The 22,235-nt window shown below is 61.8% G+C and carries 18 protein-coding genes; 6 read left to right on the top strand and 12 right to left on the bottom strand.

All coding sequences use genetic code 11. The features are described 5' to 3' along the window. Window positions 1–108: 108 nt before the first annotated feature. Entirely contained in the window at window positions 109–813 is a 705-nt protein-coding gene (locus ACSBPQ_RS12815; protein WP_001067855.1) for an IS6-like element IS26 family transposase, read from the bottom strand. A 150-nt stretch (window positions 814–963) separates the two neighbouring features. Here ACSBPQ_RS12815 and aph(3')-Ia point away from each other — a divergent pair, with 150 nt between their 5' ends. From aph(3')-Ia to ACSBPQ_RS12790, 5 genes are all read left to right on the top strand, one after another. Then, complete coding sequence (gene aph(3')-Ia / locus ACSBPQ_RS12810; protein WP_000018326.1) at window positions 964–1,779, top strand: aminoglycoside O-phosphotransferase APH(3')-Ia; 816 nt, start codon at window positions 964–966, stop codon at window positions 1,777–1,779. Between the two features lie 156 nt (window positions 1,780–1,935). Beyond that, window positions 1,936–2,640, top strand: a complete 705-nt coding sequence (locus ACSBPQ_RS12805) for an IS6-like element IS26 family transposase (protein WP_001067855.1) — start codon at window positions 1,936–1,938, stop codon at window positions 2,638–2,640. 5 nt (window positions 2,641–2,645) lie between these two features. Further along, window positions 2,646–3,014, top strand: a complete 369-nt coding sequence (locus tag ACSBPQ_RS12800) for a recombinase family protein (RefSeq protein WP_012360778.1) — start codon at window positions 2,646–2,648, stop codon at window positions 3,012–3,014. 65 nt (window positions 3,015–3,079) lie between these two features. Next, on the top strand, window positions 3,080–3,883 hold the full coding sequence (gene aph(3'')-Ib, locus ACSBPQ_RS12795; RefSeq protein ID WP_001082319.1) for an aminoglycoside O-phosphotransferase APH(3'')-Ib: 804 nt from the start codon (window positions 3,080–3,082) through the stop codon (window positions 3,881–3,883). Beyond that, entirely contained in the window at window positions 3,883–4,719 is an 837-nt protein-coding gene (locus ACSBPQ_RS12790; protein WP_000480968.1) for an aminoglycoside O-phosphotransferase APH(6)-Id, read from the top strand. The genes aph(3'')-Ib and ACSBPQ_RS12790 overlap by 1 nt, the downstream gene beginning before the upstream one ends. A 293-nt stretch (window positions 4,720–5,012) precedes the next feature. Here ACSBPQ_RS12790 and ACSBPQ_RS12785 read toward each other — a convergent pair whose 3' ends face one another. From ACSBPQ_RS12785 to ACSBPQ_RS12765, 5 genes are all read right to left on the bottom strand, one after another. Beyond that, on the bottom strand, window positions 5,013–6,023 hold the full coding sequence (locus tag ACSBPQ_RS12785; protein ID WP_442682508.1) for a restriction endonuclease: 1,011 nt from the start codon (window positions 6,021–6,023) through the stop codon (window positions 5,013–5,015). A 22-nt stretch (window positions 6,024–6,045) separates the two neighbouring features. Beyond that, window positions 6,046–7,236: a GIY-YIG nuclease family protein gene (locus ACSBPQ_RS12780; RefSeq protein ID WP_442682507.1), complete on the bottom strand. Its 1,191-nt coding sequence runs from the start codon at window positions 7,234–7,236 to the stop codon at window positions 6,046–6,048. Further along, a complete protein-coding gene (locus ACSBPQ_RS12775) occupies window positions 7,229–9,310 on the bottom strand; it encodes a DEAD/DEAH box helicase (protein ID WP_442682506.1) in 2,082 nt (693 codons plus the stop codon). Before ACSBPQ_RS12775 ends, ACSBPQ_RS12780 begins: the two co-directional genes overlap by 8 nt. Next, window positions 9,307–12,078: a class I SAM-dependent DNA methyltransferase gene (locus ACSBPQ_RS12770; RefSeq protein WP_442682505.1), complete on the bottom strand. Its 2,772-nt coding sequence runs from the start codon at window positions 12,076–12,078 to the stop codon at window positions 9,307–9,309. The genes ACSBPQ_RS12775 and ACSBPQ_RS12770 overlap by 4 nt, the downstream gene beginning before the upstream one ends. A gap of 254 nt (window positions 12,079–12,332) precedes the next feature. Continuing rightward, window positions 12,333–13,769 carry a hypothetical protein gene (locus ACSBPQ_RS12765; RefSeq protein WP_442682504.1) on the bottom strand — a complete coding sequence of 479 codons (1,437 nt, stop codon included), beginning with the start codon at window positions 13,767–13,769 and terminating at the stop codon, window positions 12,333–12,335. 44 nt (window positions 13,770–13,813) lie between these two features. Between ACSBPQ_RS12765 and ACSBPQ_RS12760 the strand changes: the two genes are divergently transcribed. Further along, complete coding sequence (locus ACSBPQ_RS12760; RefSeq protein WP_442682503.1) at window positions 13,814–14,857, top strand: hypothetical protein; 1,044 nt, start codon at window positions 13,814–13,816, stop codon at window positions 14,855–14,857. 555 nt (window positions 14,858–15,412) lie between these two features. On the opposite strand, the gene ACSBPQ_RS12755 is transcribed toward ACSBPQ_RS12760, so the two are convergent. The 6 genes from ACSBPQ_RS12755 to purD all read right to left on the bottom strand — a co-directional run bounded on the left by ACSBPQ_RS12755 (window position 15,413) and on the right by purD (window position 22,215). Continuing rightward, window positions 15,413–15,823: a DUF2752 domain-containing protein gene (locus tag ACSBPQ_RS12755; RefSeq protein ID WP_442684590.1), complete on the bottom strand. Its 411-nt coding sequence runs from the start codon at window positions 15,821–15,823 to the stop codon at window positions 15,413–15,415. A 10-nt stretch (window positions 15,824–15,833) separates the two neighbouring features. Continuing rightward, the gene (locus ACSBPQ_RS12750) at window positions 15,834–16,142 is read right to left on the bottom strand and encodes a CD225/dispanin family protein (RefSeq protein WP_442682502.1); all 309 of its coding nucleotides are present in this window, start codon (window positions 16,140–16,142) and stop codon (window positions 15,834–15,836) included. Between the two features lie 25 nt (window positions 16,143–16,167). Then, window positions 16,168–16,494: a hypothetical protein gene (locus ACSBPQ_RS12745; protein WP_442682501.1), complete on the bottom strand. Its 327-nt coding sequence runs from the start codon at window positions 16,492–16,494 to the stop codon at window positions 16,168–16,170. 99 nt (window positions 16,495–16,593) lie between these two features. Next, the gene (locus tag ACSBPQ_RS12740) at window positions 16,594–18,483 is read right to left on the bottom strand and encodes an MFS transporter (RefSeq protein WP_442682500.1); all 1,890 of its coding nucleotides are present in this window, start codon (window positions 18,481–18,483) and stop codon (window positions 16,594–16,596) included. 85 nt (window positions 18,484–18,568) lie between these two features. After that, complete coding sequence (gene yccS / locus ACSBPQ_RS12735) at window positions 18,569–20,776, bottom strand: YccS family putative transporter (protein WP_442684589.1); 2,208 nt, start codon at window positions 20,774–20,776, stop codon at window positions 18,569–18,571. Between the two features lie 152 nt (window positions 20,777–20,928). Continuing rightward, a complete protein-coding gene (gene purD, locus ACSBPQ_RS12730) occupies window positions 20,929–22,215 on the bottom strand; it encodes a phosphoribosylamine--glycine ligase (protein ID WP_442682499.1) in 1,287 nt (428 codons plus the stop codon). Window positions 22,216–22,235: the final 20 nt, after the last annotated feature.

Here is a 22,235-nt window from a genome sequence, read left to right as displayed (position 1 = left end):
CTGTTAAAAGAAGTCTAGACAACCTTGTTTTATGCTTGGATATAAGGCTTATTTTAGGCACTGTTGCAAAGTTAGCGATGAGGCAGCCTTTTGTCTTATTCAAAGGCCTTACATTTCAAAAACTCTGCTTACCAGGCGCATTTCGCCCAGGGGATCACCATAATAAAATGCTGAGGCCTGGCCTTTGCGTAGTGCACGCATCACCTCAATACCTTTGATGGTGGCGTAAGCCGTCTTCATGGATTTAAATCCCAGCGTGGCGCCGATTATCCGTTTCAGTTTGCCATGATCGCATTCAATCACGTTGTTCCGGTACTTAATCTGTCGGTGTTCAACGTCAGACGGGCACCGGCCTTCGCGTTTGAGCAGAGCAAGCGCGCGACCATAGGCGGGCGCTTTATCCGTGTTGATGAATCGCGGGATCTGCCACTTCTTCACGTTGTTGAGGATTTTACCCAGAAACCGGTATGCAGCTTTGCTGTTACGACGGGAGGAGAGATAAAAATCGACAGTGCGGCCCCGGCTGTCGACGGCCCGGTACAGATACGCCCAGCGGCCATTGACCTTCACGTAGGTTTCATCCATGTGCCACGGGCAAAGATCGGAAGGGTTACGCCAGTACCAGCGCAGCCGTTTTTCCATTTCAGGCGCATAACGCTGAACCCAGCGGTAAATCGTGGAGTGATCGACATTCACTCCGCGTTCAGCCAGCATCTCCTGCAGCTCACGGTAACTGATGCCGTATTTGCAGTACCAGCGTACGGCCCACAGAATGATGTCACGCTGAAAATGCCGGCCTTTGAATGGGTTCATGTGCAGCTCCATCAGCAAAAGGGGATGATAAGTTTATCACCACCGACTATTTGCAACAGTGCCAACCCATGTTATATTGCACAAGATAAAAATATATCATCATGAACAATAAAACTGTCTGCTTACATAAACAGTAATACAAGGGGTGTTATGAGCCATATTCAACGGGAAACGTCTTGCTCGAGGCCGCGATTAAATTCCAACCTGGATGCTGATTTATATGGGTATAGATGGGCTCGCGATAATGTCGGGCAATCAGGTGCGACAATCTATCGATTGTATGGGAAGCCCAATGCGCCAGAGTTGTTTCTGAAACATGGCAAAGGTAGCGTTGCCAATGATGTTACAGATGAGATGGTCAGACTAAACTGGCTGACGGCATTTATGCCTCTTCCGACCATCAAGCATTTTATCCGTACTCCTGATGATGCATGGTTACTCACCACTGCGATCCCCGGGAAAACAGCATTCCAGGTATTAGAAGAATATCCTGATTCAGGTGAAAATATTGTTGATGCGCTGGCAGTGTTCCTGCGCCGGTTGCATTCGATTCCTGTTTGTAATTGTCCTTTTAACAGCGATCGCGTATTTCGTCTCGCTCAGGCGCAATCACGAATGAATAACGGTTTGGTTGATGCTAGTGATTTTGATGACGAGCGTAATGGCTGGCCTGTTGAACAAGTCTGGAAAGAAATGCATAAGCTTTTGCCATTCTCACCGGATTCAGTCGTCACTCATGGTGATTTCTCACTTGATAACCTTATTTTTGACGAGGGGAAATTAATAGGTTGTATTGATGTTGGACGAGTCGGAATCGCAGACCGATACCAGGATCTTGCCATCCTATGGAACTGCCTCGGTGAGTTTTCTCCTTCATTACAGAAACGGCTTTTTCAAAAATATGGTATTGATAATCCTGATATGAATAAATTGCAGTTTCATTTGATGCTCGATGAGTTTTTCTGATAGTTAGTCTTTGTAGAGACACAAACCTGAAATTCCGGACACCGCGCTTCAGGACATCTCCCTGGACGCCGATATCTGGCAGTATCCGGACGGGGCACTGTTGCAAATAGTCGGTGGTGATAAACTTATCATCCCCTTTTGCTGATGGAGCTGCACATGAACCCATTCAAAGGCCGGCATTTTCAGCGTGACATCATTCTGTGGGCCGTACGCTGGTACTGCAAATACGGCATCAGTTACCGTGAGCTGCAGGAGATGCTGGCTGAACGCGGAGTGAATGTCGATCACTCCACGATTTACCGCTGGGTTCAGCGTTATGCGCCTGAAATGGAAAAACGGCTGCGCTGGTACTGGCGTAACCCTTCCGATCTTTGCCCGTGGCACATGGATGAAACCTACGTGAAGGTCAATGGCCGCTGGGCGTATCTGTACCGGGCCGTCGACAGCCGGGGCCGCACTGTCGATTTTTATCTCTCCTCCCGTCGTAACAGCAAAGCTGCATACCGGTTTCTGGGTAAAATCCTCAACAACGTGAAGAAGTGGCAGATCCCACGATTCATCAACACGGATAAAGCGCCCGCCTATGGTCGCGCGCTTGCTCTGCTCAAACGCGAAGGCCGGTGCCCGTCTGACGTTGAACACCGACAGATTAAGTACCGGAACAACGTGATTGAATGCGATCATGGCAAACTGAAACGGATAATCGGCGCCACGCTGGGATTTAAATCCATGAAGACGGCTTACGCCACCATCAAAGGTATTGAGGTGATGCGTGCACTACGCAAAGGCCAGGCCTCAGCATTTTATTATGGTGATCCCCTGGGCGAAATGCGCCTGGTAAGCAGAGTTTTTGAAATGTAAGGCCTTTGAATAAGACAAAAGGCTGCCTCATCGCTAACTTTGCAACAGTGCCCGCTCAGATCGACACCACGACTGCGTCCGGTCGCATGGTGTTCGGAATCTTCGCCACCTTGGCCGAGTTCGAGCGGGATCTGATCCGAGAGCGCACCATGGCGGGTCTCGCCTCCGCGAGAGCGCGCGGTCGCAAGGGCGGACGAAAATTCGCGCTCACCAAAGCTCAGGTGCGTCTCGCGCAAGCCGCCATGGCCCAGCGCGATACTTCAGTTTCCGATCTCTGCAAGGAACTCGGCATCGAGCGCGTCACTCTCTACCGATATGTCGGTCCCAAAGGCGAGCTCAGAGACCATGGAAAGCATGTTCTCGGACTTACGTAGCAACTCGTTTCTTTTCGCAGGTTGAGCCACCTCCGCGCTTCATCAGAAAACTGAAGGAACCTCCATTGAATCGAACTAATATTTTTTTTGGTGAATCGCATTCTGACTGGTTGCCTGTCAGAGGCGGAGAATCTGGTGATTTTGTTTTTCGACGTGGTGACGGGCATGCCTTCGCGAAAATCGCACCTGCTTCCCGCCGCGGTGAGCTCGCTGGAGAGCGTGACCGCCTCATTTGGCTCAAAGGTCGAGGTGTGGCTTGCCCCGAGGTGATCAACTGGCAGGAGGAACAGGAGGGTGCATGCTTGGTGATAACGGCAATTCCGGGAGTACCGGCGGCTGATCTGTCTGGAGCGGATTTGCTCAAAGCGTGGCCGTCAATGGGGCAGCAACTTGGCGCTGTTCACAGCCTATCGGTTGATCAATGTCCGTTTGAGCGCAGGCTGTCGCGAATGTTCGGACGCGCCGTTGATGTGGTGTCCCGCAATGCCGTCAATCCCGACTTCTTACCGGACGAGGACAAGAGTACGCCGCAGCTCGATCTTTTGGCTCGTGTCGAACGAGAGCTACCGGTGCGGCTCGACCAAGAGCGCACCGATATGGTTGTTTGCCATGGTGATCCCTGCATGCCGAACTTCATGGTGGACCCTAAAACTCTTCAATGCACGGGTCTGATCGACCTTGGGCGGCTCGGAACAGCAGATCGCTATGCCGATTTGGCACTCATGATTGCTAACGCCGAAGAGAACTGGGCAGCGCCAGATGAAGCAGAGCGCGCCTTCGCTGTCCTATTCAATGTATTGGGGATCGAAGCCCCCGACCGCGAACGCCTTGCCTTCTATCTGCGATTGGACCCTCTGACTTGGGGTTGATGTTCATGCCGCCTGTTTTTCCTGCTCATTGGCACGTTTCGCAACCTGTTCTCATTGCGGACACCTTTTCCAGCCTCGTTTGGAAAGTTTCATTGCCAGACGGGACTCCTGCAATCGTCAAGGGATTGAAACCTATAGAAGACATTGCTGATGAACTGCGCGGGGCCGACTATCTGGTATGGCGCAATGGGAGGGGAGCAGTCCGGTTGCTCGGTCGTGAGAACAATCTGATGTTGCTCGAATATGCCGGGGAGCGAATGCTCTCTCACATCGTTGCCGAGCACGGCGACTACCAGGCGACCGAAATTGCAGCGGAACTAATGGCGAAGCTGTATGCCGCATCTGAGGAACCCCTGCCTTCTGCCCTTCTCCCGATCCGGGATCGCTTTGCAGCTTTGTTTCAGCGGGCGCGCGATGATCAAAACGCAGGTTGTCAAACTGACTACGTCCACGCGGCGATTATAGCCGATCAAATGATGAGCAATGCCTCGGAACTGCGTGGGCTACATGGCGATCTGCATCATGAAAACATCATGTTCTCCAGTCGCGGCTGGCTGGTGATAGATCCCGTCGGTCTGGTCGGTGAAGTGGGCTTTGGCGCCGCCAATATGTTCTACGATCCGGCTGACAGAGACGACCTTTGTCTCGATCCTAGACGCATTGCACAGATGGCGGACGCATTCTCTCGTGCGCTGGACGTCGATCCGCGTCGCCTGCTCGACCAGGCGTACGCTTATGGGTGCCTTTCCGCAGCTTGGAACGCGGATGGAGAAGAGGAGCAACGCGATCTAGCTATCGCGGCCGCGATCAAGCAGGTGCGACAGACGTCATACTAGATATCAAGCGACTTCTCCTATCCCCTGGGAACACATCAATCTTACCGGAGAATATCGTTGGCCAAAGCCTTAGCGTAGGATTTCGCCCTCTCCCGCAAACGACCCCTAGAAGACTGCTTGTCAGAAATTTGTTCGCCTTAGATAGCGCTTTGCACCCGGCTCGACCTACGCCCAACTCCCGTGAACACGGTCTGCGTAGAACTCCAAGCCTCCGAATAGTTCATGAAATTCTCCCCCTAAAGGGCAATGCAACTCCGACTCAAAGCCGTTCCCTGTATCGACCCCGGGCGACACTAACCATCTGTCTCGATTGGTAGCGGCACGTACACCCGCTGCAACGGCAGCAGCCCCTTGTGCTGGGAGTCGAAAGATTCGTAATGGTCGAGGATTAGCCTAACGAGTTCGTCGCCATCAATCAGCCGCAGGTTGGGCTTGCCCGCCTCGAAGTTCAGGCACGCGGGGCTGAAGGTCGACAGGGTGATGAACAAGCCGTACTCACCCGCCGACAGCTTGCCGTAAAGCGCGGAAACGTCTCGATCCTGCACGGTACCTTCACCGCTCTTGACCTGGATCTTGATGATCGGCGGCTCGATTCCAAGCCGATCCTTGTGGGCGATCACGTCCACGCTGGGCTCGTTCTTCCGTGTCAGGCGTGCGTGATACCCCATGCACTGCATCAGGTGGACAATGAAGGACTCAAGCGGCAGGCCCTTGGTCTCCTGTGACAGCCGCTTGATGATGAAGTCCCGCGTGTTCTCTTCGATCTCGTCGGCCACCGCGGCGATGGTGTGATCGTCGGTCACCGGAACCGGCGCGGTAACTGCCTTGCCTTCCACCACCGCACGGAATTCGTCGGCATAGGTCTTGATCTGGAACATGCTCAGGGCCGAGCCGATCTCATACAGGGCGCCCTGCGAGAACCGCGTGCGCGGGACGCTCTTGAGCCATGCCACAGCACGACGTTGCGGATAGCTAGCCTCCTGCGATGGGTCGTGGGTGTACTCGCCGGTAATTCGACCGATGTGCACCTGCTTGTCCATTTTGGATGGGTAGACCACAAGATCACCGGGCTTCATCTCGTGGACAAAGCGGAAGGAGACGCCGGACGCCGTGGGAATGGCCCCGGGCTTGGCCTCGGGATAGGCCAGCTCGTACTTCTTCTTGAAGGCCTCACGGTTGCCTGGAATCGCGGCCAGGTCGCCCATCCTGGCCCAGCCGATGGCGACGCACCCGCGTTGCTTGAACAGCGCGTCCGCATTGCCGGTCTTCCCGGCATGGATTCCCCAAATCGTGGTCTCGCTCATATCGCCTCCGGGCGGTCAACCATCACTGCTTTCCCCTCACCAGCGACGCCTCCTTCGGGTCGTATACGTACTGGATAATCGAACCATCCCTGATCCGGCTGACCGCCTCGTCGATCACCGGCAGGGGCACCAGGAACCATTCGCGCGGTTTCACCGGGTTGCCGAAGCGGTCATCGATGGTCAGATCGATCTGGGCCGGGCCGAAGATCCGGTGGAACAGGTTCTCCAGCTTGGTTCGGTTGATGTTGGACAGCTTGTAGGTGGCGACCACTTCCACGTCTGCCAGCAGGTAGGTCGCGTCCTTCGCTGCATTTGCGATCCGCGCTTCCACCTTGCCGCCGGTGACGCCGATCTTGTGGATCAGTTCGCGGTGTTCGGCGATGTAGGGCACGGTCGACTTGCTACGCAGCACGTAGATGGTCCCGGAGACGATGTCGTCCGGCTCCATCGCATCGCCGAACAGCGGACCAGTCGCCGAATCGGTAATCCGCCGACCGGTTTCGTCCTTGTAGAGGGCCCGCTGCAGGGACCGCTCCAGCAAGTTGCTCTCGGTTTCATTGGAGAAGATCACCCGCAGGCGAGCGTTCGATTCTCCATTCGGCGTGCGCGTGCGCTCCCCCACCTCGGCTACATAGGCGATCTGCCCATCCAGGATGAAGAAGTTGCCCAGGTCGATGCTGGCATCCCGGCCGAAACGCAGCGCCTTGCGCTGCCCCTCATTGAGTTCCTGCTCCACGCGCTCGAACAGCGGCTTGAACTTGTCAAAGTCCTCGCAGCGGGTCCGATTGGCAATCTCCTCGGCCGCCTTGCGCTCGGCGTGGCTGGGAACATGGCGCAACAGGGTGATGTCATCCTCACCTGCCGGCTCATCGGCGCCCAGCTCTGCCAGCAGAGCTTCGTCGTCCAGCGCATCGGCATCGACTGGCGCGGCCGATTCGGAGGCGTCAAGCAAGCCTGCCGGATCCATCGGCGCCAGCAGCTCTCGCGCATCGCTCATGCCGCGCAGGCGGTCCAGGCGCACGGCATACAGGCGTTCGAAGATGTCGCGGTCCTCGCCATGCTGCGGCGCACGGCCGTTGGCCTCCACGAAGCGCAGGATGTCCTCGAAGCCCGCGATCAGTCGCTCCTCCAGCCGGGTGTAGGCCGCAGCCTTGACCGGTGCGACCTCAACGCCCAGCGCGTCCAGCAGGCCGTCGTCGTCCAGATCAGACATTTGCGCCAGCCTCCCGGGCCTTGTCCTCCGCCCGGTAGCGGGCGAGGGCGGCGACGCCCTCGGCCATGCGCTTCTCCCAAGGGTCGGCCGCATTGATGTCGGGCAAGCGACCCTTCTCGGTCTTGAAGGCGAGCGCACGGCGGGCCAGGTTGCGTGCCTCGTCGATGGGAATCTTCACCCGCTTGGCAGAGATACTGGCCTGCACCTGGCGCAGCACCTTCTCGTCCATGGCCCGGGCGAGCACGGAGTACGCCGCCTCGAACGGATTGATCCGGTCGATCAGGTCGATGTCCAGGTCGCGGACGTTGATGAACTTGCGCACCCCGTCAATCAGCGCGGTATTGGCGTACTCGCCCTTCTCCTCGGCCACGGCCAGCGCCTGCTTGGCCTGCTGGGTGATGTTGAGGGCGGCGATGGCGTGCTGGCGCACGGCTTCCTGATCGGCGTCGCTCAGATCCGGGTAGCGATCGCGCACGATCTTGCCCATCTGTACCTGGGTGAGCTCCTCCGGCAGGGTCTGGTCGTTGAACAGGCCCTGCTCCAGCGCAGTCTTGTCCTGGACGAAGGCGGTGATGACTTCGTTGAGGTCTTCCTTGCAGATCCGGGTGGCTTCCTGCGACTCCGGCATGCTCAGGCCGCCGACCTCCACATGCACCTGCCCGGTGGCGGCATTGACGCCGACATTGTTGCCGCCCTCCACATAGCCACCCTCGTACTCGAAGCCTTCCAGCTTGCCCTGGTCCTTGGGCGTGAACTCGAAGCGCGGGGCCAGCACCTGTTCCATCAGGAGGCTGGCGGCGATGGCTTTCAGGGTGTCGTTCACCGCGGCCACCACCTCCGCCTCGCCCGCGGCCGGCTCGGCAATCAAGTTGGTGAAGCGGGACCGCTCCTTGCCTGGTGCATCGCGGGTGGCGCGACCGATGATCTGGACGATCTCGGTCAGGCTGCTGCGATAGCCGATGGTCAGGGCGTGCTCGCACCAGATCCAGTCGAACCCTTCCTTGGCCATACCCAGTGCGATGATGATGTCCACATGGTCGCGGTTGTTCTTCTGCGCCGGGTCCTTCAGCGCACCGAGCACCTTCGAGCGCCGGGTGGCGTCACTGTCGTCGACCAGGTCGGCGACCTTCAGCACAGTTCCATCCGCCCGCTCGACCAGGTGGAAGCCGGTCGCCCCATCGACACCCTTCCAGGTGCCCAGGGCCTCCATGATCTCCTCCACCTCCCGGTACTTGTCCTGCAGGCTCTCGCGGGAGTTCACGTTCGGGATGTGGACGATGGTCTTGAGGGCCGGGTCGAGCACCTTGGTGATCGCGTCCAGATACCGGCCCGTGTAGAAGTAGTAGCCGATCTCCAGCGACTTCAGCCACGTATAGCCGTTCAACTGCTCGTAGTAGGTGTAGCTCACCATCTCGAAGCGGTTCTCGTCCTGCGGCGCCAGCACGGCGGCCGAGTCGCCGCGGAAGTAGGAGCCGGTCATCGCCACGATGTGAACCGACTCGGCAGCAATAAGCTGGGTGAGCTGGCGGCCCAGCACGTTGTCCGGATTGGCGCTGACGTGATGGAACTCGTCCACGGCAATCAGCCGGTCATTGAAGGCGGCGATGCCGTACTCCTCCACGGCGAAGCGGAAGGTGGCGTGGGTGCAGACCAGCACCTTGTCTTCGCTTTCCAGGAAGCGGCCGACAGCTCGCACCTTGCTTCTGTCGACCCGCTCTTCATCGTCGCCGGGGGCGTTGCACAGGTTCCACTGCGGCTGCACGATCCAGTCTGCCCAGAACCCGTGCTCGGTCAGCGGTTCATCGGCAAAGCTGCCGCCGATGGACTTCTCCGGGACCACGATGAGGGCCTGCTTCATGCCCTGGTTATGCAGCTTGTCCAAGGCAATGAACATCAAGGCGCGGGACTTGCCCGAGGCCGGCGGCGACTTGATCAGCAGGTACTGCTCGCCTCGCTTGGCGTAGGCGCGCTCCTGCATGGGGCGCATGCCCAGTTCGTTGAGCTTGCTGGACGCGCCTGTGCGGGCGGTCGCGATCGAAACCGACGGGATCGCCTTCGTTCCTTCCGATGTCATTTCGCCTTCCCCTTCTTCGGCTTGGCTGGGCTCGCCGTCATCTTGGTGTAGAGGTCGAACAGCTTTTCCAGCCGCTCGGTGTCGTTCTTGAACTTGCGACCGATGTAGATGCGTTCCAGCACCTCGTCGTTCCTCTCGTGCGCTCGGCGCAGATCGTCCGGCATGGCTTCCGCGTCGTACAGGTCTGCGAGGGTGGCCGGAAAGTGGCTTTCACGGGCCAGCAGGATCTCTTGAGCGCACGCTGTCAGGTCAGCCTTGTTCTGTTCGGTGAGTGCAGGAACCGGGAAAGCGTTCCAGCCAATGGTGTTCGAGTAGCGAATACGCGTCTCCAGTTGGCCGCAAACTGTCGAAACCCAAACCTTGTGTAGGCGGGAGGCTATGAGCGCCATGTTCCAGAGCGGCGCGTCGTATAGGGCGAAGGCAAGGTTGCTGACGACAGAATGGCTGTCAATCAACCCGACGGGCAAATATTCTCGCCCCTCAGATGAAACACCAGGCAAGATGAGCGTGTGCCGCTGGCCACAGTACATTTCACGGAACTGGTGCGCCCGCGCTGCCATCTCCCGCGTGCCAGCATCTTTACTGGCCATTCGCATGGCTCGCACGCCTTCAATGCGCGCACGGATCGCGCCGATCTCCTGTGCTCGCTCCAATTCTTCATTGACAATCCACAAACACTTGCGAACCTGCCCGCGTATGAATTCCTGTGAGCCGTAAATGCGACGTACAAAGGTTTCTTCGTCCCGCTTGCTCAGATTCAAGGAGGTAGCTTCATCCGCCGAAAGCAGAAGATTCCCCCCATCGATGGGCATGTTCCCGAAAGACATGTCCGGCAACCCAGATATGCTTTTTCGCTGTCCTTCGACAACCATATTCTCGCCAATGGTCAGATACGGCGTGATGTTCGCCGCTTCGCGCACCGTGGTTTCACCTTCAATGTTCAAATCGTAGAGCGTGCGATTCTTGCTTGTGTCCGACGAAAGGCCGACGATGGCAACTGTCACACCGGCATTGTGCGCAGCCAAGTTCGCCCACTTGAATGACGTGTGCGCAAAGCTAATAAACGAACCGGCCTTGAAGATCACCGGCCAAAGGAGCGGCACGATCCGGCCTTGGCAAACGGAGTTCGTGCTGACGAAGGCCGAATCAGCCTTGGTGGCTTTTGCATAGGCGGCGGCCTTCATGAACCAACCGCCCACATAGTCAATCTGCTTCGACGATATGCCGTAAGGGTCGAACACGACAGCCAAGTCAGCTTTCTGTTCTTTGGACTGGGTCTGACTGCCCTTGTACGGCGGATTGCCGCAGATATACGTCTCGCCCCCTTCGTTCTCGAAGTCGATTTCAGCTTGGTCCAGTGGCGTGTTGAAGAGGTCGTCGCCAACCAACTTCACACCTGTACCAGTAGGTGGGCACACGGCCAGCCAGTCCAGTCGCAGGGCATTTCCGCACGTGATCCAGTTTTGGCTGTCCAGCGGCAGCACATCTTTCAGTGCCTCCTTCTGCCCGCGATACAGCACATCGCACTGGAACTCGGCGATGATCAGCGCCAGCCGCGCAATCTCAGCCGGGAAGTCGCGAAGCTCGATCCCGCGGAAGTTGTTGATCGGGATTTCGGAGGCCAGATCGGTCTCGTCGCGCCGCCGGTTGATCTCGGCTTCGATCTCACGCATCTGCTTGTAGGCGATGACGAGAAAGTTGCCGCTGCCGCAGGCGGGGTCGAACACGCGGATTCGTGCCATCCGCTTACGCAGGTTCAGCAGCTTGATCTTGTTATCGCCGGCCGCTTCCAGTTGCGCCCGCAGGTCGTCCAGGAACAGGGGGTTGAGCACCTTCAGGATGTTGGGCACGCTGGTGTAGTGCATGCCCAGGGCGCCGCGCTCCTCGTCGTCGGCCACGGCCTGGATCATCGAGCCGAAGATGTCGGGGTTGATCTCCTTCCAGTCCAGTTGTCCGGCCTGGTAAAGGTAGGCGCGGGCGGTACGGGTGAACTTCGGCACCTCGGTGCTGCCTGAGAACAGCCCGCCGTTGACGTAGGGGAACTCGATGGCCCAGCGCGGCAGGCCGGCGGCGGCGCGCTCCTGGGTCTTGACGTTCATGGCGCGGAAGACGGTTTCCAGCACCTCATGCACGTTGCCGCCGTCGCGCTCGGTCATGCGGTCGACGGTGGTGGTGAACAGGGTGGTGCCGGGGAAGATGTCGGTGTCCTCGGCGAAGAAGCAGAACACCAGCCGGGCCATGAACTTGTTCATGTCCGGGCGCCGCTCGGCGGAGGCCCACTCGGGGTTTTCGTTTAGCAGTTCGACGTACAGCTTGTTCAGGCGCCCGGTGGCGCGCACGTCGATGGGGTTGTCTTTGATCTCCTTGATGGTGGAGATGCCGGCCAGCGGCAGGAAGAAGCCGAAGTGGTCGGGGAACTGGGGGTAGTCGGCGGCGATGGCGTCCCCGGTGGCCAGGTCCTCGGCCTCCAGGGTAGTGCCGTCGGTGGCCAGGACGAATTTGGCCTTTGCCTTGGCGGTGCCGGGGCTGGCCTTCAGCGCGGCGAGGGTCTGCCCGACTTGCCCGGGCTCGGCCACAGCGATGTGGATATGGCTGCGCTGCAGCACCCCGCCGGGCACGTCGGAATGGTTGGTGTTGCCCTTGCGCAGGCGGTCGATGGTGACCGCCTTGTTGCCGAAGGCAGCCAAGAACTGGAAGGGGAACTCGGTCCCATCAAAGGGCTGGAGGGCGAGGTCGGAGAGGGCTTGCTCAATCTCTACGGCGTTCATCTTGCGGCACGGGCTCCGGTTCTTGCGCAGCGAATCGGAGGAACGACAGTGCAGCAAACTCCCCCAGACTTTCGCCGGCCGGTCGCTGCCTCGGACGAGGCGGGCAACGCCTGAAAATTCGGCCTCAAGGCGGCGAAAAGACAGTGTAGTGGAGCCCGTCGCAGCGGGCGAGACAGTCGCACCATTTTGTGCGACTGGCGCGCTCCGGCTTGGTAAGACGGCTTGGATGCAGGATCCGGTGCTGTGGAATTTCCTCAGTCAGGGGCCACTTCGGCGTCAGGAAACATCCCGTGTTCCGGGGGCGAAGCGACTTCGTAGCCCCCCAGCTCTCCGGGGACTGGCTTTAGCACGTGAAGCCAGGCCAGGCGTTCGATGAAGCGGTTCACCGGCAGGTAGAAGTTCGGGATCAAGCCGTTCTCCTCCTCGGTGAAGGCCCAGAAATCGAGCGTGCGCTTCCGGTAGCCGGCTTCGCGGGCCTCGCGTCGAGCGCCGTATTGGGCAATGAATAGGCCGTAGAGGTCCCTGTCGATCGGGAAGCTGCTCTTGATCCACTGGAAGACGTCGCGGTTGTTGATCCGGTCACCCGGCTCGCGGCGCTGGACGTAGTGGCGGAGCAGGCAGAGGCGCCACAGTGCGGGGGCGACGCCGTAGATCCAGTCGTCCTCGTCCGGCTTCATGCACAGCCGGTCCAGCGCGGACGGCAACCCCTCACGCAATTCGGCGATCCTGTCGGCGGCTTGGGCTTCCAGATCGGCGGTGAAGCTGGCGATCCGGTCGGGTGAGACGCGACCGGGCAACTCAGCCAGCGCCGGTAGGTGCCGCGTTCTGAGCTTCTGCCGCATGTACGCTCTGCGCCCCTCCTTGTCCTTGGCCTCGGCCTGGAGCGCCTCAAGCCGCTGCCGGGCCTCCCGCTGCTCGCGCCGGGCATCTTCCTCGATCTGCCGGTTGATCTCTTCAATCCGCTCGTCCAGCAGGCGCTTGGACTCGGCCCAGGCGGCTTCCGCGCCAGGGAAGCAGATCCAGGCGCGGTTGGCGGGCTCGTCCAGGACCAGCCGCTCGAAGGCGTCGGGGTCGTGGGGAGTGTCCCGGTCCATGCCGGACAGGTCGATCTCGAACATCCGGTACCCGCCGGCGCGGACGCGCTCCTCCTTCTGGTCGTCGACGGCATGGGTGTAGCGGATCTCGATCAGCAACTCGCCGTCGGCGTCGAAGGCATGCACGTCGGGGATGAAGCCGTCCATCACGAACTCTTGGTGGACCTCCAGCAAGGGGGCGTCGCTACCCGGGATGTCGATCCGGCGCCCCTCGTAGGGGCGGCGCAGGTTGTCGCGCCCGGTGGGCGGATTGGGCCGGTCGAGCAGATTGCCGCCCCAGGCCGGCAGCGCGACGCGCATCCGGTCGGCGATCACCTGCTTGGCCCGCATATGGATGCCGGACTCGGCCCCGGTCTCGCAGGCCACCTCGACCGCATGGGCGAAATGGGGGACGCGCTTGGTGCTGGTGATGGCTTTGGCGATCAGCGGCTGATGGCAGGCCGGGCAGACACAGCCGCAGGCAAGGCCCGGAGCGACTTCCCGCGGCGCCCAGACCCGGCCGTTACGGAGACCAAAGGGGACCCGCAGGCCATTGCGGTTCGGAGACTCGCAGGCGGTATCGGGCTGCGGCTGAGGGTGGAACGGCATGCTCTCCATGTGCTTTCCTCGGGGTTGGGGAAAGCTCAAATTGATCGGCAGCCGTGGACGGAAACAGCTCAAAACCTGACGAAAACACGATTGCGCAGCTTTCTGCGCTGGCAATTGCACTCAAATGGCTCGATGGCGAGGGGAGCGCGAGCCGCCCGGGGCACCTGCTCAAGACGCTGGTCACGACCACCCAGGAGGCCCTGCGCAGCGGACAGCCGCTGCCCGCGATGGAATCGGGCGCCTTGGCCGAGATCTGGCGGCAGGAGGAGGCACCCCGGTCGTCCGAGGTCGCGCCGCTGCGGAGTGGCGTTGTTCGGAAATGGTGGCAGGCTCGGCAGCAGCCCCTGCGGCAGCGGTTGGAGGACGAGGGCGCAGAGCTGGTCCCCGTGCTGGAAGTCCTGTCAGGGGGTGGACGTAGCATCCCGACGCGCTATCGCATCAGCTTCCAGCAGGTGGACCGGGATCCCGCCGTGGAACTGGACGAGGATCCGGGCGGACTGGAACCTCGGAGCGAGATCGTCTACCGCATTGATCCTGCCCGGCCGGCGCTGTGGCTTCGCCTCATGCTCGGCAGCAAGCCGTTCCCGGTTGCGTCGTGGCGCGGCTGGATCCTGATGGGATCTGCGGTCCTGAACTTCCTGATCATCGCCCTCATGTGGTGGGCGCTCTACACGCGCTGGGCAACGCCCCGGCCGGTGACGACCGACGAGTTCGCCGTGCTGAGCATCACCGCTGTTCTGTCGTGGTGTCTTTGGTGGGCGACTGGGCCGGTGCGCCGACTGCCGGAGCAGCGGGTCACCTTGGCCACCGCCCAGTACCTCGCGTTCGGCGAGCTCTACGGGCAGCTGAGGACCATGCCGGAAGGAAAGACGCCGGACCGCCGACGCATCTTCTCGGTCGTGCGCCACTGGGGCACATGCCCGGTTTGCTCGGCAGAGGTGGACCTAGGGGATGGGGGCAGGGAGTTTCCGGGGCGCCTTGTAGGGAAATGTCACGATGCGCCGTCGGAACATGTCTTCAGCTTCGATCCGGTGCGGCTGACAGGACGACTCCTGCGCCCAGAACTCCCCACAATGGCCCAGAGCTTCCGACAATGAAACTCCCCCGGCTGATGCCGGGGGGCGTGGCAGAAGGCCGGCAAGCCGGCCGCAGGTCCGTCGGCGCTCGCATTGGAGGGCGGTTCGCTTATGCATCGTTATGGCCGAATGCATAATTTTGCATCCGGTACCGTATGGGCCTGGCCCAGCTGCCGCAAGGTACAGAGCTTGTTCAGCGGTGCCGGCCTGAAGTGCAGCAACCCATTGAAACACATGAAATTTTATGTGTTTGGCCAGGTTATGCTTTCAGGCCGGGGTACAACTATGCTTTCTCGCACATGTTGCTTGCCGTGAAGCGGTTGCCCGCAATTCCTGCTGGTGTCCGTTGGGTGCCCGTTTCGCCAGAGCGATATGTGCCGGTCTGGGGGGCAGTCCACGCATGAGCCCGAGCCGCCGGCTTTCATATCTTCTGGTGCGCTGTTTGCCTGTCCGACGCAGCAGGGACGGGCCGCAGATGATCCGCATTACGCTGGTTTGGTAGAGAGGGATGAGGCGGATGAGGGTGTCTCCCGCCGTGGATCGATGCTGGTGGTCAACGTCGCTGGAGCGACTCGCTCAGACCGGTGCCAGCAGCGTGAGCGGATACCAGGGCAGATTGCGGGCGATCCAGTAGGACGGCAGCAGGATCAGCCAGAACTTTGGTTCCATCACCCATCGCATCAGAGGCTGCAGCCAGCGTGGTTGCCAGCCTGCCGACCACAGCGCCATCAGCGGAACCAGTGCCAGCGTGACCAGCCCGACCGGGTTCAACGAGAAGGCGCGGGCGATATCGCCGTGCACCAGTGCATGCAGGGCGCGGGTCAGGCCGCAGCCGATGCAGTAATGGCCGGTGAAGGCATAGAACATGCACGGCGGGAACGGGTTTCCCGCGGCATTTGGATCGAATTTCCAGAGCAGCCAGACGCCGGCCGGAACCGCGAGCGCGGTGCCGGCCAGCAGCAGTCTGTGGCTGGTTTTCAGGGCCAGCGTCACGCGCTTACTGGAGCTGCTGCATCATCTGCATGTATTCGGCCATGCCGCCGGTGGCGAACATCACGATATTGATCAGCAGGCCGATGATGGCCAGTGCGGTGGTTACCCAGCACCAGGTCTTGGCGCTGTCGGATGCACGGCGGGCGCCGTCGATATCGCCCTGCGCCAGCAACGAATTCACCTTGGAAGAGAACACGATGCCGACGATGCCCAGCAGCCCCAGCGGGCAGCACAGGCAGGTAGCCAGCACGGTGGCGATGATCGACCAGGCGAGGTGATTGGGAATGTTGCTGCTGGAGGTTGCGGTGTTCATTGATATCTCCGGTTGAAAGCGTCGGTCAGCGTGACTTGCAGGCATTGGCCGCGGTCAGCGGCGAGATGATCATGGTGGCGATCCAGCACAGTGGCCAGGTGATGAAGCCGATGAAGACAAAGCACAGCAGGAAGTTGACGAAGGCGATCGCCCAGTAGCCGAACATGATGATCAGGCCGGTGGCGACATTGCCAGCGTACATATGGCCGATGCCGAACACCTGGAACAGTCCGGGCAGCACCTCCAGCAATGCGGCCACGCCACCGGATTTGTGCGGGTGGTAGTAGTGGTGCACCTGCTGCTGGGCAGGCGGTGGCGGTACCGCTGGCAATGGTGGTGTGGTGTTGTCCATGGATCCCCGGCGCGTATCGGTTGCCTCGCATTTCCCCTGCGATGCGCAAGGCCGCTAGCGTAGCCAGTTGCCCTGCATCTGGAAAGCGTGACTTGCGCCTCAGGCGTCATCACCGCGCAAGGCGCGAACCGATGTCTCCAGCCGGGCGGCATCGGTGTCGGTGCCATCCAAAGCGGGTGCCGCGATGATCTGAATATGTGCGCGGAAGCGACGCGGGACGCGCATCCGCCCCAGCCGGGTGTCGCGCCGGCTCCACATGCTCGACCACATCCCCTTGAGCGCCATCGGCACCACCGGCACCGGGCGTCGTGCCAGGATCTTTTCCACGCCGGACTTGAATGGCGCGATCCCGCCATCGCGGGTCAGTGCGCCTTCCGGGAAGATGCACACCAGCTCGCCTTCGGCCAGCGCCGCATCGACCTCGTCGAAGGCACGCTGCATCAGCGCGGCATCCTCGCGTGGGCTGGCGATCGGGATCGCCTTGGCGGTGGTGAAGATCCAGCGCATCACCGGGATGTTGAAGATCCGGTAGTACATGACGAAACGTACCGGCCGCGGGATGGTCGCTGCAAGGATCAATGCGTCCATGTAGCTGACATGGTTGCAGACGATCAGCGCCGGGCCGTCGTCGGGCACGTTGTCTTCCACGCCGTGCACCCGCAGCCGGTACAGCGTGTGCACCATCAGCCAGCTGAGGAAGCGCATCAGGAATTCGGGGACGATGCTGAAGATGTACAGCGCCACCAGCGCGTTGGTGATGGCCAGCGCGAGGAACAGCTGCGGCACGCTCCAGTCCAGCACACTCTGGGTCAGCAGGCCGAGGCCGGCGGCGAGCACGATGAAGCCGGAGTTCTGGATGTTGAGCGCGGCGAATACGCGCGACATCTCCGACTTCGGCGAGCGGCTCTGGATCAGTGCGAACAGTGGCACCACGAAGAAGCCGGTGAACAGGCCGATGCCGAGCAGGTCGATGACGATGCGCACGCTGCCGGGCTGCTGCAGGAAGCCGAGCACATCCAGGCCGCTGACCGTCACCGTGCCGCTGCGGGCGAAGTACAGGTCCAGCAGGAACGCGCTCATGCCGAATGCGCCCAGCGGCACCAGCCCGATCTCGACGATGCGCCCGGACAGCTTTTCGCACAGCAGCGAGCCGGTGCCGGTACCCAGCGAGAACAGCGCCAGCGCGAAGATATACAGCGTCGAGCCGCCGCCCAGATTCACCTCGGCGTAGGTGGGCAGCTGCGAGGTGAGGATGGTGCCGAAGAACCAGAACCACGACACGCCGAGGATGGCGTTGCGTACGGCCTTCTGCTTTTTCGCCATGCGCAGCACCGCCAGCGATTCGCGCAGCGGGTTCCAGTTGATCTTCAGTTCCGGTGCACCGGCATCGACGGTGGGAATCATGCGTGCGGCGAGATTGCCGGCCAGCGACAGGACGATGATCGCGGTCGCCGCGACGATCGGGCCGTTGCTGCCGGCCAGCACGAAGATCGTGCCGCCGGCGATCATGCCGGTGAGGATCGAGATCGATGTGCCCATTTCCACCAGCCCGTTGCCGCCGGTCAACTCCTCCGGCTTGAGGATCGAGGGCAGCACCGAATATTTCACCGGGCCGAACAGGGTGGATTGCAGGCCGGTGCAGAACAGTGCCACCAGCAGCACCGGCAGGCTCAGGGTAAGGAAGCCGATGGCGGCCAGCGACATGATCACGATCTCCATCGTCGTGGTGATCACGATCAGGCGCTGCTTTTCCAGCTTCTCGGCGATCTGCCCGGCCAGCGCCGAGAACAGGAAGTACGGCAGGATGAACAGTGCCGGTGCCAGATTGGTGTAGAGCGTGCGTTCTTCGGTGCTGACGCCCAGATAGAACAGCAGGCCGATGATTGCCTGCCGGTAGATGTTGTCGTTGAACGCGCCCAGCGCCTGGACAATGAAAAATGGCAGGAAGCGTCGCTGCTTCAGCAATGAGAACTGGCTGTGGCCGGACATCGGGACTCCTTGGTCTGCGCGGCACATTAGCAGAGCGGCAGCGGCAGGATGGCGACGGCGATGGACTACGTGGGACGTGGCGATCTCAGGCCGGTGCCGGTGATGGCCGCGGTGCACTGTTGACGGGGGTGATCGCCTCGGCCGCCACCGCGCGCAGCCTGGGCAGCAGACGCAGCATCAACGCCAGCTGGGTACGCACCAGCCCCGATTTCTCGTCGCTGTCCTCGGGCAGCTGTTCCAGCGCATCGGCCACGGCGATTTCATCTTCCTGGGGCGGTGCGGGCTGCCGCTGGGCCAGTGCGGTGGCCAGTTGCGCCAGCGATTGCCGCAGCAGCTGCACGCCCTGCTCGATCAGCGGATCCTCGCCGACCACACTGGCCTGCGCGCGGTGTGCACCCAGCGCCGACAGGTAGCCGAGCAGGGTGTTGGACAGGGCCAGAAAACGGAAGCCGGCATCGAGGTTGCCGCGCGCGTAGCCGGGCTCGCGCAGCATGTTGGACAGGGCCACCGACAGGGCGACATCGGTGTTGTGCATGTCGCGCCGGGCGATGCGATAGGGCAGGTCGTCGCGCATGCCGCTGCGGTACTGGCCCAGTACTTCATCAAGATAGGCCGCAGCGGCGGTCACCACCTGCGCCATCACCTTGTGCAGGCGCCGGCCTTCCCAGTCGGGCAGCACCAGCAGCGAGGCGATGGCGGCGATCGCGCAACCGATCAGGGTGTCGAGCAGGCGTGGCCAGATCAGTACGAAGCCATCGCCCAGCAGGTTGAAGCACAGCAGCGCCATCACCGTGATCGCAGCGGTGGCGAGCAGGTAGCGGTCGGTGCGGCTGAAGAAGAACACCAGTGCCGCGGCCAGCGCCAGCAGCAGCTGCAGCCCGATGCCGGGGAACAGCTGCATCAGTGCCCAGGTCACACCGAGGCCGGCCAGCGTGCCGGCGATGCGCTCCACCAGCCGGCGCCGGGTGGCACCGAAATGCGGGCGGCACACGAACAGGATGGTCAGCAGGATCCAGTAGCCGTTCTCCGCATGCATCAACGTGAGCACCGCGTAGCCGGCGGTCAGTGCCAGTGCGATGCGCACGCCGTGACGGAACAGCAGTGACCCCGGCGTGAGCGCCTGCCGCAGGCGCGTGGCCATCTCGCGCAGGGTGTGCGGCGAGGAATCGCGCAGGCGGGTGTCGATGCCTTCCAGCGGGGTGTCGGCCAGCGTGGCTTCGGACAGCTGCCGTTCGATGCTGGACAGGTTGGTGGTGAGCAGTTGCAGCGAACCGAGCAGCCGCGCCCACTGCGGATTGTGCTGCCTGCGCAGGTAGTGCAGCGAGGACTGCAGGTCCTGTCCGGCGACCCGCGTGCGCTCGCCATAGTCGAAGGGCTGGCGCAGGCGGATCGCCTCGCCCAGCGCCTGGCAGGCCTTGCCCTGCAGCGACAGCAGGCGCCGGCAGCGGTACAGCACGTCGCTGTGGAAGAAGGCTTCGGCCAGCGCCTCGTAGGGGTAGTGCGAGGAGCTGGCGCGCTCGTGGAAATCCTGCGCCATGTAGTACAGGCGGAAATATAGGCCCGACTGCACCCCCGGTCGGCCGGAGCGGCCGAAGCGGCTGATGATGGCGGTCTTGGCGATGTTCAGCGCCTGCACCACGCGCACGTTCTGCTCGGCCAGCGCCAGTTGCCGCTGCTGCAGGTTGCCATGCCGTACCGGTTCGAACAGGTCGGCCTTGAGCTGCAGGTAGTGGCCCAGCTCGAAGAACAGCCGCGCCAGCCGCTCGCGTACCGGCCGGTTGGCGAACATCGCCGTCCACAGGATCGACAACAGGCCGTACCAGGCCGCGCCGGCCAGCAGCATCAGCAGGTCGTACAGCAGCTGCTGGCGGTCGCCGCCCTGATGCTGGTCCAGGGCGATCGCCGCGTACATCCACAGCGTCACGGTAGCCTGGCCGATGGACGCGTAGCGCTCGCCCAGCGCACCGAGCAGGGTCAGCCCGAAGGCGGCCAGCGCCAGTGTGGCGATGAAGGCGAGCGGATACGGAAACAACGCCACCACCGCGGCGGCGGCAATGGTGAAGCACAGCAATGACAGCAGTACCGAGCGGGTGCGGCCCCACCAGTTGTCATCGGTTTCGGCAATGGCGCTGGCGATGATGCCCAGGAACAGGCTGGGAATGGCCTGGATCTGGCCGTGGTACCAGCCGAAGGCGATGGCGCTGGCCAGCGCGATGAACACGCGCAGCCCGTAGCTGGCTTTCTCGTGGGCCCAGAGCTGGCCCAGATGGCGTTCGAGGCGCGACATGCCGATGGCATTGCCTTGCAGTGGGGCGGACGTCCAGCTTGCGGTGCGTGTGTTGCCCGGGCAAGCGCAGTTGCGCCGGCAACTCTTGTCCGCATCGGCGGAAGTGGCGCGCAGGCTCGGGGCGGAATGAACGCTGCCCGATCCTGCGCGTCTGCGGTTCAGTGCTGCTCGCGGGCGATCGCGCGCCAGCCGATATCGTTGCGGTGGAACTCGTTGGCCCAGCTGACCTTGGCCACGCCGGCATAGGCATTGCGCTGCGCCTCAGCGACCGAGTCGCCCAGCGCGGTCACGCACAGCACGCGGCCACCGGCGCTGACCACATTGCCGTCGGCATCCATCGTGGTGCCGGCATGGAACACCTTGGCGCTGTCGGGCACGTCGGCCAGACCGCCGATCACCTCGCCGGTGATGGGGGTTTCCGGATAGGGGCTGGCCGCCATCACCACGCCCAGTGACGGACGCGGGTCCCACTGCGCTTCCACCCCGGCCAGCGTGCCGTCGATGCCGGCTTCCAGCAGGTCGACCAGGTCCGACTGCAGGCGCAGCAGCACCGGCTGGGTTTCCGGGTCGCCGAAGCGCACGTTGAATTCGATCACCTTCGGCGCGCCGCTGGCATCGATCATCAGCCCGGCATACAGGAAGCCGGTGAACGGCACGCCATCTTTGATCATGCCCTGCACGGTGGGGTTGACCACTTCGCGCATCACGCGCGCATGCACGTCCGGTGTCACCACCGGGGCCGGCGAGTAGGCACCCATGCCGCCGGTGTTGGGGCCGGTGTCGCCGTCGCCCACGCGCTTGTGGTCCTGGCTGGTGGCCATCGGCAGGGCGGTGGTGCCATCGACCATCGAGATGAAGCTGGCTTCCTCGCCTTCAAGGAATTCCTCGATCACCACACGTGCGCCGGCATCGCCAAAGGCGTTGCCGCTGAGCATGTCGCGTACCGCTGCCTCGGCTTCGGCCAGCGTCATCGCCACGATCACACCCTTGCCGGCGGCCAGGCCATCGGCCTTGATCACGATCGGCGCACCCTTCTCGCGCAGGTAGGCCAGTGCCGCTTCCACTTCGGTATGCACGGCGTAGAACGCGGTGGGAATGCCGTGGCGGGCGAGGAAATCCTTGGCAAACGCCTTGCTGCCTTCCAGCTGCGCGGCGGCGGCGGTCGGTCCGAAGATGCGCAGGCCGGCCGCACGGAAGGCATCCACCACCCCGGCCACCAGCGGCACTTCCGGGCCGACCACGGTCAGGCCGATGGCCTCGTCCTGCGCCAGCTGCAGCAGGCCGGCGATGTCGGTGACCTTGATCGCGACATTGCGGCACTTGTTCTCGGTGGCGGTGCCGGCGTTGCCAGGGGCGACGATCACTTCACTCACGCGTGCGGACTGCGCCAGCTTCCAGGCCAGTGCATGTTCGCGGCCGCCAGCGCCGATGACGAGGATTTTCATGGAGTCGGTTCCTGTGGGGG

The organism is Stenotrophomonas sp. JC08 (assembly GCF_052180205.1).
In the GTDB taxonomy this organism is placed as follows: domain Bacteria; phylum Pseudomonadota; class Gammaproteobacteria; order Xanthomonadales; family Xanthomonadaceae; genus Stenotrophomonas.
The sequence above is the reverse complement of the archived record's forward strand: the minus strand, read 5'-3'. Positions and strand labels throughout refer to the sequence as shown.

Excerpts from the sequence above, each read along its gene's own strand:
- ACSBPQ_RS12815 (WP_001067855.1), bottom strand. The coding sequence starts at position 813 with ATGAACCCATTCAAAGGCCGGCATTTTCAGCGTGACATCATTCTGTGG.
- ACSBPQ_RS12745 (WP_442682501.1), bottom strand. The coding sequence starts at position 16,494 with ATGGACAACACCACACCACCATTGCCAGCGGTACCGCCACCGCCTGCC.
- ACSBPQ_RS12805 (WP_001067855.1), top strand. The coding sequence starts at position 1,936 with ATGAACCCATTCAAAGGCCGGCATTTTCAGCGTGACATCATTCTGTGG.
- ACSBPQ_RS12775 (WP_442682506.1), bottom strand. The coding sequence starts at position 9,310 with ATGACATCGGAAGGAACGAAGGCGATCCCGTCGGTTTCGATCGCGACC.
- ACSBPQ_RS12765 (WP_442682504.1), bottom strand. The coding sequence starts at position 13,769 with ATGGAGAGCATGCCGTTCCACCCTCAGCCGCAGCCCGATACCGCCTGC.
- ACSBPQ_RS12740 (WP_442682500.1), bottom strand. The coding sequence starts at position 18,483 with ATGTCCGGCCACAGCCAGTTCTCATTGCTGAAGCAGCGACGCTTCCTG.
- ACSBPQ_RS12750 (WP_442682502.1), bottom strand. The coding sequence starts at position 16,142 with ATGAACACCGCAACCTCCAGCAGCAACATTCCCAATCACCTCGCCTGG.
- ACSBPQ_RS12780 (WP_442682507.1), bottom strand. The coding sequence starts at position 7,236 with ATGTCTGATCTGGACGACGACGGCCTGCTGGACGCGCTGGGCGTTGAG.
- ACSBPQ_RS12790 (WP_000480968.1), top strand. The coding sequence starts at position 3,883 with ATGTTCATGCCGCCTGTTTTTCCTGCTCATTGGCACGTTTCGCAACCT.
- purD (WP_442682499.1), bottom strand. The coding sequence starts at position 22,215 with ATGAAAATCCTCGTCATCGGCGCTGGCGGCCGCGAACATGCACTGGCC.
- ACSBPQ_RS12785 (WP_442682508.1), bottom strand. The coding sequence starts at position 6,023 with ATGAGCGAGACCACGATTTGGGGAATCCATGCCGGGAAGACCGGCAAT.
- ACSBPQ_RS12770 (WP_442682505.1), bottom strand. The coding sequence starts at position 12,078 with ATGAACGCCGTAGAGATTGAGCAAGCCCTCTCCGACCTCGCCCTCCAG.